The sequence below is a fragment of the Longimicrobium sp. genome, assembly GCF_036388275.1.
Lineage (GTDB): Bacteria > Gemmatimonadota > Gemmatimonadetes > Longimicrobiales > Longimicrobiaceae > Longimicrobium.
Genome location: NZ_DASVSF010000001.1, coordinates 1 through 10,535, shown reverse-complemented (window position 1 = coordinate 10,535; position 10,535 = coordinate 1). Strand labels below are relative to the sequence as shown.

The 10,535-nt window shown below is 69.5% G+C and carries 8 protein-coding genes; 7 read left to right on the top strand and 1 reads right to left on the bottom strand.

What is annotated here, in order from left to right:
* Positions 1-316 precede the first annotated feature (316 nt).
* A complete protein-coding gene (locus VF632_RS00040) occupies positions 317-1,672 on the bottom strand; it encodes a sigma-54 dependent transcriptional regulator (protein WP_331020781.1) in 1,356 nt (451 codons plus the stop codon).
* Positions 1,673-1,954: 282 nt separating this feature from the next.
* On the opposite strand from VF632_RS00040, the gene VF632_RS00035 reads away from it, so the two are divergent.
* From VF632_RS00035 to VF632_RS00005, 7 genes are all read left to right on the top strand, one after another.
* Entirely contained in the window at positions 1,955-3,802 is a 1,848-nt protein-coding gene (locus VF632_RS00035) for a DUF4153 domain-containing protein (RefSeq protein ID WP_331020780.1), read from the top strand.
* Positions 3,803-3,945: 143 nt separating this feature from the next.
* Complete coding sequence (gene meaB / locus VF632_RS00030) at positions 3,946-5,025, top strand: methylmalonyl Co-A mutase-associated GTPase MeaB (RefSeq protein WP_331020779.1); 1,080 nt, start codon at positions 3,946-3,948, stop codon at positions 5,023-5,025.
* A gap of 71 nt (positions 5,026-5,096) precedes the next feature.
* Positions 5,097-6,755 (top strand): acyl-CoA mutase large subunit family protein, encoded by a 1,659-nt coding sequence (locus tag VF632_RS00025; RefSeq protein WP_414682872.1) that lies wholly within the window; start codon positions 5,097-5,099, stop codon positions 6,753-6,755.
* Between the two features lie 191 nt (positions 6,756-6,946).
* On the top strand, positions 6,947-7,375 hold the full coding sequence (gene rpsL, locus VF632_RS00020; RefSeq protein WP_331020777.1) for a 30S ribosomal protein S12: 429 nt from the start codon (positions 6,947-6,949) through the stop codon (positions 7,373-7,375).
* 3 nt (positions 7,376-7,378) lie between these two features.
* Positions 7,379-7,849: a 30S ribosomal protein S7 gene (gene rpsG / locus VF632_RS00015; RefSeq protein WP_331020776.1), complete on the top strand. Its 471-nt coding sequence runs from the start codon at positions 7,379-7,381 to the stop codon at positions 7,847-7,849.
* A 112-nt stretch (positions 7,850-7,961) separates the two neighbouring features.
* Positions 7,962-10,058 carry an elongation factor G gene (gene fusA, locus VF632_RS00010; RefSeq protein WP_331020775.1) on the top strand — a complete coding sequence of 699 codons (2,097 nt, stop codon included), beginning with the start codon at positions 7,962-7,964 and terminating at the stop codon, positions 10,056-10,058.
* Between the two features lie 318 nt (positions 10,059-10,376).
* On the top strand, positions 10,377-10,535 hold a 159-nt coding region (locus tag VF632_RS00005), incomplete at its 3' end, for a GTP-binding protein (protein WP_331020782.1).

Here is a 10,535-nt window from a genome sequence, read left to right as displayed (position 1 = left end):
CTCCCACGCTGTTTGTGGGAGAGGGTCGCACGCGTGTCAGCGCGGCGGGGTGAGGGCCCCACGGCAGCCGAGGCCTCGGCAACGGTGACCGCTGCCGCGCCCCAGTTTGTACGTGCCCCAGGCTGGATCCTTCGGCCCGCGTAATAAAGTGCTACGGCCGGTCGGGTGCGCCTGGGCCTCAGGATGACAGGTCGTGGTCGCGCGAGAGCTTCGGTGACGCGCCACACTGGCTCCCTTCCCCCGCGCAGTTTGCGGGGGAAGGGTTGGGGATGGGGGGCGCCGGCCCGTACGGTGATTCCTGGCGGAGCGCGCCTCGTCACCCCGGGATCACACCATACTCGATGGCTTTGCGCGAAACGGTGTTGCGGTGCATGTCCAGGATCTCGGCGGCGCGCCCGAAGTGCCCGTCCACCTGCCGCAGCACCTGGCCGATGTGCAGCGCCTCCACCTGCGCCATCGTCATCCCCAGGGAGTAGCCGGGCAGCGACTCGGCCGCACCCTCCGCCGCCTTTGCCGGAGCCGCCGCGGGCCCAAGCTGAAGGTGCTCCACCTGCAACACGTCGCCCGGGGCCAGCAGCACCGCGCGCTCCAGCACGTTGCGCAGCTCGCGGACGTTGCCTGGCCACGCGCGGGCCTCCAGGCTGCGCACGGCCGCGTCGGCGATGCCGCGCATCTCCCGCCCGTGCTCGCCCGCGAAGCGCGCCGCGTAGTGCAGCGCCAGGGCGCGCACGTCGCCGGGGCGCTCGCGCAGGGCCGGCAGGTGCAGCCTCACCACCGCCAGTCGATAGAACAGGTCTTCGCGAAAGTCGCCCGAGGCGATCAGCGAGGGCAGGTCGCGGTGGGTTGCCGCCACCACGCGCACGTCCAGGCGAATGCGGTCAGTGCCGCCCAGCCGCTCGATCTCCCGCTCCTGCAGGGCCCGGAGGATCTTGGCCTGCAGCACCAGGCTCATGTCGCCAATCTCGTCCAGGAACAGCGTGCCGCCGTTCGCCCGCTCGAACCGGCCCACCTTGCGCGCTACGGCGCCCGTGAACGCGCCGCGCTCGTGCCCGAACAGCTCGCTTTCCAGCAGATCCTCGGGAATCGCGGCGCAGTTGACGGCCACGAAGGCGCCGCCCGCCCGCCCGCTCGCGGCATGCAGCGCGCGGGCGACCAGCTCCTTTCCGGTGCCCGACTCGCCTGTCACCAGCACCGTGGCATCACTCCCCGCTACCCTGCCGACGGTCTGGAACGCCTCGATCAGCGCCGGGCTGCTCCCCACCAGGTCGTCCCCGGATGCGGGCGTCAGCCGGGGAAGCGGGACGACGTCGCCGGCGGGCGGGGCGGGGGAGAGCAGGGCGGCCAGCCGGTCCGCGTCCAGCGGAACGGTCAGCAGCTCGGCCGCGCCCAGGCGCGGGGCCTCGATGGCCAGGCGCAGCGACGGGGCGCGGGCCACCAGCACCAGCGTTCCCGCGTTCTGCGTCGCCGCGATCCGGCGGATGACCGCCCCGTCCTCGTCCACCGCCGACGCCAGCAGCACCGTCGCATCGTGCCGCGTGGCGGAGAGCGCGCGCAATCCGTCCCCGAGCGTCGCCGCCGCGCTCAACGCCGCGCCCGCACGCTCGCAGGCGGCGCGCACGGCGTCGCGTACCTCCGCATCGTCGCCGATCAGCAGGACCGTGCGATCCGCCATCCATCCTCGATTTGCAAAATGTGACGGCGCACCCGGCAGAAGCATGTCACAAAATCCGGCAGATGGAAAGGGCCTCAGCAACGGCGCGGAATGCGGCGAGCGATAGGCACTGGGTGGCACGCGACGCAACATGACGGTTTTCGTCGATCTCGCGTATCCTCAGTGACCTGAACGCCGACACTGGCTGAACGGCATCCACGTGCACGGTCGTTGACACCGGCGGCTGCGCACGGCCACGTTCAGGCGTGGCGCCCGCCGTTCCCAACTCCCCCACGCCCGCCCATGCCCAATCCGCTCTCCCGGACGCTTCGCGCCTACGCCGCCGACGCGCGCGCCGCCGCCACCAGCGCACCGGTCGAGGTTCTTCTCGGCCTGGTGCTGTCCGTCACCTTTTCCATCTCGCTCCGCGACTCCCCCGACGGCGAGACGTGGTGGGCGCGGGTGGCGGCATCGGTGGTGCTCGCGCTGCCCCTGGTGTTCGCCGCCAGCGTGCTGCGGGCGCGCGGCGTCATCTCCGCGACCGCGCGGTGGGCCGCGACGGCCGTGGTGCTGTGCGTGTGCGCCGCGTACGGAGCGCTGTGGATGGATCCTGACCGCTCCGCCCACGGGTGGCGGTGGTTCATGCTGGCCGACGCGGCGGCGCTGGCGCTGGGGATGACCGCGGGGCTGCCCTGGCGCGAGCGCGATCGCCGCCGCTCGTGGTCGTTCGCGTGGCGGCTGGCGGAACGGCTGGTGGGTGTGGTGCTCTACTCCGTGGCGCTGTACGCCATCCTGGCGGGTGCGTGCGGCGCCGTGGTGAACCTGTTCGATCTCAAGGCCCCCGAGCACCTGTTCGGCGACCTGGCGGGCGTGGTGTTCTTCGCGGTGGCGCCGTGGATCTTCGTCGGCGGCATCCACCGGGTGATCGCCGCGCCGTCGGAACCCGGGGTGCCCCTGGCCGTCAGCCGGCTGGGGCGATGGCTGTACGCGCCGGTGCTGGTCATCTACCTGCTGATCCTGTACGCCTACGCCCTGAAGGTGCTCGCGACGGGCGAGCTGCCCAAGAACCTCGTCTCGCCGCTGGTGATCGCGGCGGGGATGATCGCCTTCGTGGGCGCGGTGCTGCTGGAGCCGGTGCACGGCGACGAGGAGCACCGCGGGCTGGCGCTGCTGGTCCGGTGGATGCCGGCGCTGCTGCTTCCCCTGCTCCCGCTGGCGTTCTGGGCCGTGCTGGAGCGGCTGGGCCAGTACGGGTGGACGGAGTTCCGCTACCTGCGCGTCGCCGTCCTGGTCGTCCTGTCCATCCTCGCGGTCCTGGGCACCCTCCGCCTGGTCCGCGGGCGTCCGCCGCTGATGTCCACCATCCCCATGGTGATGGCCGCTGCCCTGGTGCTCGCCGCCATCGGCCCGTGGGGCGCCCTAGCCGTGTCCAAGCGCGACCAGACCGCCCGCCTCCGCTCGGCACTGGCCGATGCCCGCATCGACCCGCGGCGGCTGCCGGTGGACACGGTTACGCTGGACAGCGCCTTGTATCAGCGGATCGAGGGCAGCATGCGCTACCTGCTGGAAGCGCACGGGCGGCGGGCGCTGATGGCCGTCGTCCCGGCGCTTCCGGACAGCGTCAACCCGTGGCAGGTGGCCAGGGAGCTGGGCCTGCGCCGTGGCTGCGGCCGCGACGAGGCGTGGCGCCCCGCCACCATCCGCTGGGAGGGCGGAATTCCGGGAGTGATGGGCGGAGTGATCGTCCCCGTCTCGGCAGAGGACGCGCACGCCACGCGGATCCAGGCGCAGGGCACGGCGTACCGGGTGACGCTGGCCGGCGAGCGGCTCGGTGTGGAAGGCGGCGGATGGCGAGCGGAGGTGTCGCTGGCGGACATCCGGCAGCAGGCGATGGCGCAGCGGACGAGCGACTGCGATGCGTGGATGGGCCCCCAAGCCGAGTTGCCGTCCTCCGTGGCGCTGGTGCCGCTGGAGGATGCGCAGGGCCGGGTCCGGGCGCAGCTCCTGCTGGAAACCATCACCGTGGGCGGGCCCAGGATGTCCGACGGCACGATGCAGGTCGGTGATACGGCGACCGTGGTGAACCGTATGCCACCGACGCCGGGAACGGTCGTGCGGCAGATCGGGGGCTACCTGGTCCTCCCCCGCTGAAGTCCGTCAGCGGGCAGTCGTAGTTCCAGTCCCGCACTCACGAACTAACGCACTAATGCACTAACGCACTAACGCACTTTTCTCCCTCCGTTCGATCGTTCGCTCGCTTGACACAAAGCCAGCGTTTTCGGCACTTTCCTCGTATGACCGCCGAAATCCAAGCCGCGCCGCACGCCGACCTGCTCACGGGCTTCCGCGCCGGGCAGCGCACCGCGCTCGCGCGCGCCATCTCCATCGTCGAAAACGGGCGCGCGGGGTTCGAGCGCGTTCTCCACGACCTGCACGCCGACATGGGCCGCGCGCATCGCGTGGGCATCACCGGGCCCCCGGGCGCGGGCAAGTCCACGCTCACCTCCAAGCTGGCGCTTCACCTGCGCACGCTGGACGAGCGCATCGGCATCGTCGCGGTGGACCCATCGTCGCCGTTCACGGGCGGGGCGCTGTTGGGCGACCGCATCCGGATGACCAACATCTCCACCGACCCGGGGATCTTCATCCGCTCGATGGCGACGCGCGGCCACCTGGGCGGGCTCGCGACGACTACGAAGGAAGTCGCCGACCTGCTGGACGCGTACGGCTACGACCGCGTGGTGCTGGAAACGGTGGGCGTGGGCCAGTCGGAGCTGGAGATCGCGGGGACGGCGGACACGAGCGTCGTCGTCCTGGTCCCCGAGTCGGGCGACAGCATCCAGGCGATGAAGGCGGGGTTGATGGAGGTGGCCGACATCTTCGTCATCAACAAGGCCGACCGTCCCGGGGCCGACCGGCTGGCGCAGGAGATCGAGGTGATGCTGCACATGCGCCTGGGCGACATGCCCACGAACGCGGGCCACCACGGCGTCAGCCTCAAGTCCGTGCAGAAAGCCGCGCGCGAAGGGGTGAAGGCGGCGGCCGAGCAGGGCGGGGAATGGGCCATCCCCGTGCTCAAGACGGTGGCGCAGACCGGGGAGGGGCTCGAGGAGCTGGCGCGAACGCTGGACCAGCATCGGGTGTATCTGCACGAGTCGGGCGAGCTGAGCCGCCGCCGTCAGGCGCGCCTGGCCGAGCGGGTGCGCGCCGTGGTGGAGCGCCGGTTGCGTCGCCTTGCCTGGCAGCGGGGCCCGGGTGAGCAGATCCTGGAGTCGCACCTCGCCGCGCTCGAAGGGGGAGAAGTGTCGCCGTACGCCGTCGCCGACCTCATCGTGAACCAACTGGGGCTGGGCCCCGCCGGAGGAGCAACATGAGCACCGTCGAGCACAACGTCTCTCCCGACCTGGTCCGCGCCCTGGACGAAAAGGACCGCGAGATCGAGCGGCTGAAGGCCGACCTGGCCGCCTGGGAGGGCGCGTACGAGCGCACCGGGGCCCGCGACGCCTCATTCACCACGGTCTCCGGGGTGGAGGTGGAGCCGCTGTACACACCGCTCGACCGGCCGCGCCCCGCGCCCGAAGAAGCCGCGTACTACGCCGAGCGCATCGGCCTTCCCGGCGAGTACCCGTTCACCCGCGGGCCGTACGGCACCATGTACCGCACGCGGCTGTGGACCATGCGCCAGTTCGCCGGCTTCGGCACCGCCGAGGAGACGAACCAGCGCTACCACTTCCTGCTCAAGCGCGGGCAGACCGGCCTTTCCGTCGCGTTCGACTTTCCCACGCTGATGGGCTACGACAGCGACCACCCGCGGTCGCTGGGCGAGGTGGGCAAGTGCGGCGTGGCCATCTCGTCGCTCGACGACATGGAAACGCTGTTCAGCGGCATCCCGCTGGACAAGGTCTCCGTGTCGATGACCATCAACGGCCCGGCCATCATCCTGTTCTGCTTCTACGTCGTGGCGGCCGAGCGGCAGGGCGTGTCGTTCAGCCAGCTTCGCGGCACGGTGCAGAACGACATCCTCAAGGAGTACCAGGCGCAGCACGCCTGGGTGTACCCGCCCGAGCCGGCGCTGCGGCTGATCGAGGACATGTTCGAGTGGGCGTCGAAGGAAGCGCCCAAGTACAACCCCATCTCCATCAGCGGCTACCACATCCGCGAGGCGGGCTCCACCGCGGTGCAGGAGCTGGCGTACACGCTCAAGAACGGGCTCGAGTACGTGCGCCGCGGCGTGGAGCGGGGGCTGGACGTGGACGACTTCGCGCCGCGCCTCTCCTTCTTCTGGGACGTCCACAACGACTTCTTCGAGGAGATCGCCAAGTTCCGCGCCGCCCGCCGCATCTGGGCGCGCCACCTGCGCGACGAGTTCGGCGCCAAGAACCCCGAGAGCTGGCGGCTGCGCACCCACGCCCAGACGGCGGGGGTCACGCTTACCGCGCAGCAGCCGGAAAACAACATCGTCCGCGTGGCCTACCAGGCCATGGCCGCGGTGCTGGGCGGTACGCAGTCGCTGCACACCAACTCCATGGACGAAACGCTGGCGCTGCCCACGGAAAGGGCGGTGCAGGTGGCCCTGCGGACGCAGCAGATCCTGGCGTACGAGACCGGGGTGCCCAACACCATCGACCCGCTGGCCGGCTCGTACTACGTCGAGGCGCTCACCGACCAGATGGAGGCCGAGGCCGAGCGCATCTTCGCCGAGATCGACAAGCTGGGCGGCGTGGTGCCCGGCATCGAGGTGGGCTACTTCCAGCGCGAGATCGCCCGCAGCGCCTTCCGGCAGCAGCTGGAGATCGAGCGGGGAGAGCGCACCATCGTGGGCGTCAACGAGTTCACGGTAGAAGGCGAGGAGCTGCAGATCCCGCTGCTCAAGATCACCGAAGAAGCGGAGATCCGTCAGCGCGAGCGGATGGCCGCCATGCGCCAGCGCCGCGACCAGGCGCAGGTGGACGCCGCGCTGGAGCACCTGAAGCAGGTTGCGCGCACCACCGAGAACGTGGTACCCGCCATGCTCGACGCCGTCCGCGCCTACGCCACGCTGTACGAGATCCGCGCGGCGATGGAGGAAGTGTTCGGGGCGTACCAGGAGCCCGTCTTCTTCTGATCGTGGCCGGCCGGCGTCCGGCCGGGGAGAGACGGAGAGGGGCCGCGGGCGAAGGTGCCCGCGGCCCCTTGACGTACCCCAGCAAACACCTTACTTTTCCCGGTCTGTCGCACAACCGTGTGTTGGCGACGGCGGGGAGCCCGTGCTCCTCGCCTGCTTTTTTCGTCCATTGTACAGGTTCTTCTTCCAGTATGCCGACGATCAACCAGCTGGTCCGCCACGGGCGGCAGACGCTCATCAACAAGAGCAAGTCGCCCGCGATGCGCAACAACCCGCAGAAGCGCGGGGTGTGCACGCGCGTGTACACCACGACCCCGAAGAAGCCCAACTCGGCCCTCCGGAAGGTCGCGCGTGTGCGGCTGACCAACGGGTTCGAGGTCACGGCCTACATCCCGGGCGAGGGGCACAACCTGCAGGAGCACAGCATCGTGCTCATCCGCGGCGGCCGGGTGAAGGACCTGCCGGGCGTCCGCTACCACATCATCCGGGGAACGCTCGACGCGTCCGGAGTCAACGATCGCCGCCAGAGCCGTTCCAAGTACGGCGCCAAGCGGCCCAAGCCGGGCCAGCCCGCCGGCAAGGGCGCTCCGGCCGGCAAGGGCGGCAAGGGGAAGAGATAAGCCATGAGCCGCCGCACACGCGCCGTCAAGCGCCCCATCATCCCGGATCCGGTCTACGGCTCGGACTCGGTGACCAAGTTCGTCAACACGCTGATGCTCGACGGCAAGAAGAGCACGGCCGAGAGCATCTTCTACAACGCCATGACCACGCTCGAGGAGCGTTCCGGCCAGCCGGCCGAAACGGTCTTCAAGGCGGCGCTGAACAACGCCAAGCCGGTCCTGGAAGTGAAGAGCCGCCGCGTGGGCGGCGCCACCTACCAGGTGCCCGTCGAGGTTCGCCCGGAGCGCCGCACCGCGCTGGCCATGCGCTGGCTGGTGGGCTACGCCCGGGCCCGCGGCGAAAAGACCATGGCCGACCGCCTGGCCGCCGAGCTTCTGGCCGCGTCCCGCAACGAGGGCGCGACCATCAAGAAGAAGGACGACACGCACCGCATGGCCGAAGCCAACAAGGCCTTCGCCCACTATCGCTGGTAAGGCAGGCCGGGCGCTTGCCCGGCTGAATTGATCGATCAGGAAGCCGCGGCGGCGCGAAGGGCGAAACTGCCCTTTGCGCCCCGTGTTTTCCGCTACCGATAGACGAAATCCAATGGCCCGCACCACACCGCTCGAGAAGTACCGCAACATCGGCATCATGGCGCACATCGATGCCGGCAAGACGACCACCACCGAGCGCATCCTGTACTATACCGGCCGTACGCACAAGATCGGCGAGGTGCACGAAGGTGCGGCCACGATGGACTGGATGGAGCAGGAGCAGGAGCGCGGCATCACCATCACGTCGGCCGCCACGACGTGCCAGTGGTCCCGCTTCGACGAGATGTACCGGATCAACATCATCGACACCCCGGGGCACGTGGACTTCACCGTCGAGGTGGAGCGCTCGCTTCGCGTGCTCGACGGCGCCGTCTGCGTGTTCGACGCGGTGGCGGGTGTGGAGCCGCAGTCCGAGACGGTGTGGCGCCAGGCCGACAAGTACGGCGTGCCGCGCATCTGCTTCGTGAACAAGATGGACCGCACCGGCGCCAACTTCGACCGCTGCGTGGCCATGATCGTCGACCGGCTGGGCGCCAACCCCATGCCCATCCACCTGCCCATCGGCGACGGCGAAAAGTTCGTCGGCATCGTCGACGTGCTTCGCCAGGTGGAGCTGATCTACGACGACAACACCATGGGCAAGAACTGGGTCGAGCAGCCCATCCGCGAAGAGCTCAAGGAGCGCGCCGCCGCGGCCCGCTTCGCGCTCGTCGAGGGCTCGGTCGAGCACGACGAGGGGCTGATGGAGCGCTACCTCGAGGGCGAGGAGATCCCCGAGGCCGAGCTGCGCCGCGCCATCCGCAACGCCACCATCTCGGGCGCCATCGTGCCGGTGCTCACCGGCTCGGCGTTCAAGAACAAGGGCGTGCAGCAGCTGCTGGACTCGGTGATCGACTACCTGCCGGCCCCGGTCGACATCCCGGCCATCAAGGGAACCGACCCGGAGAACGACGACGCGGCCATCGAGCGCCACGCGACCGACGACGAGCCCTTCTCGGCGCTGGCGTTCAAGATCGCCACCGACCCGTTCGTGGGTAAGCTCACGTTCTTCCGCGTGTACTCGGGCGTCATCAGCTCGGGCTCGCACGTGCTGAACAGCACCAAGGGCAAGCGCGAGCGCCTGGGCCGCATCCTCCAGATGCACGCCAACAAGCGCGAGGAGATCCCCGAGGTGCGCGCCGGCGACATCGCCGCCGCCATCGGCCTCAAGGACACCACCACCGGCAACACGCTCTGCGACCCGGAGCACCCGGTGGTGCTGGAAAGCATGACGTTCCCGGAGCCGGTGATCGACGTCGCCATCGAGCCCAAGACCAAGGTCGACCAGGACAAGATGGGCGAGGCGCTGCGCCGCCTGGCGGACGAGGACCCCACGTTCCGGGTTCACACCGACCAGGAGACGGGCCAGACCATCATCTCCGGCATGGGCGAGCTCCACCTGGAAATCCTGGTGGACCGCATGCTCCGCGAGTTCAAGGTCGACGCCAACGTGGGCCGTCCGCAGGTGGCCTACCGCGAGACGATCCGCAAGCTGGTGGAAAAGGTCGAAGGCAAGTTCGTCCGCCAGACCGGCGGCTCGGGCCAGTACGGCCACGTCGTCATCAACATGATGCCGGCCGACCCGGGGCAGGGCTTCGTCTTCGAGGACAAGATCGTGGGCGGCGTGATCCCCCGCGAGTTCATCAAGCCCAGCGAGCAGGGGCTTCGCGAGGCCATGGACACCGGCGTGCTGGCCGGCTACCCCATGGTCGACGTCAAGGTGCAGCTGGTGTTCGGCAGCTACCACGATGTCGACTCGTCGGAAATCGCGTTCAAGATCGCCGCGTCCATGGCCTTCAAGGAGGCCGCGCGCCGCGCCCAGCCGGTGCTGCTGGAGCCGGTGATGAGCGTGGAGGTAATCACCCCGTCGGACTACATGGGCGACGTCATCGGCGACCTCAGCAGCCGCCGCGGCAAGATCCAGGGGATGGACCAGCGTGGCGAGGCCCAGGTGATCAACGCCATGGTGCCGCTGTCCGAGATGTTCGGCTACAGCACGTCGCTCCGCTCGATGTCGCAGGGGCGCGCCGTGTACAGCATGCAGTTCGCGCAGTACGAGGAAGTGCCCAAGAGCAAGGCCGAGGAGATCGTGGCCAAGGTCCGCGGCTGATCGCTTCCGCTCCGCTGGACGAAAGGGCGGCCCCCCGGGGCCGCCCTTTTTAACGCCCAGGCCAGCCAGGGGTTGACGTTTGGGGCAACTGTCGCTATTCTTCGCGTCTTGCCCCCGGATTTTTGGGGCACGAGCACCTTGCCGCAGCGGCTGAGGCGGTGAGGTGTGCTGTTCTTGGGACCCGGCGCGGAGACGCCGGACCACCCGAGCCGCGGCTGAGGCGGTTCGCCGGCCCGGGGGCGCTGAACACGCGCCGCCCGGGCGGAATCCATTCAGCCATCCATTTCTCCACCACCTCGACAATGAGGATTCAAACCAATGGCCAAGGCCAAGTTTGAGCGCAACAAGCCGCACGTGAACGTGGGCACCATCGGGCACGTGGACCACGGCAAGACCACGCTGACGGCCGCGATCACGCGGATCCAGGCGGCCCAGGGGCTCGCCGACTTCATCAGCTTCGACAACATCGACAAGGCT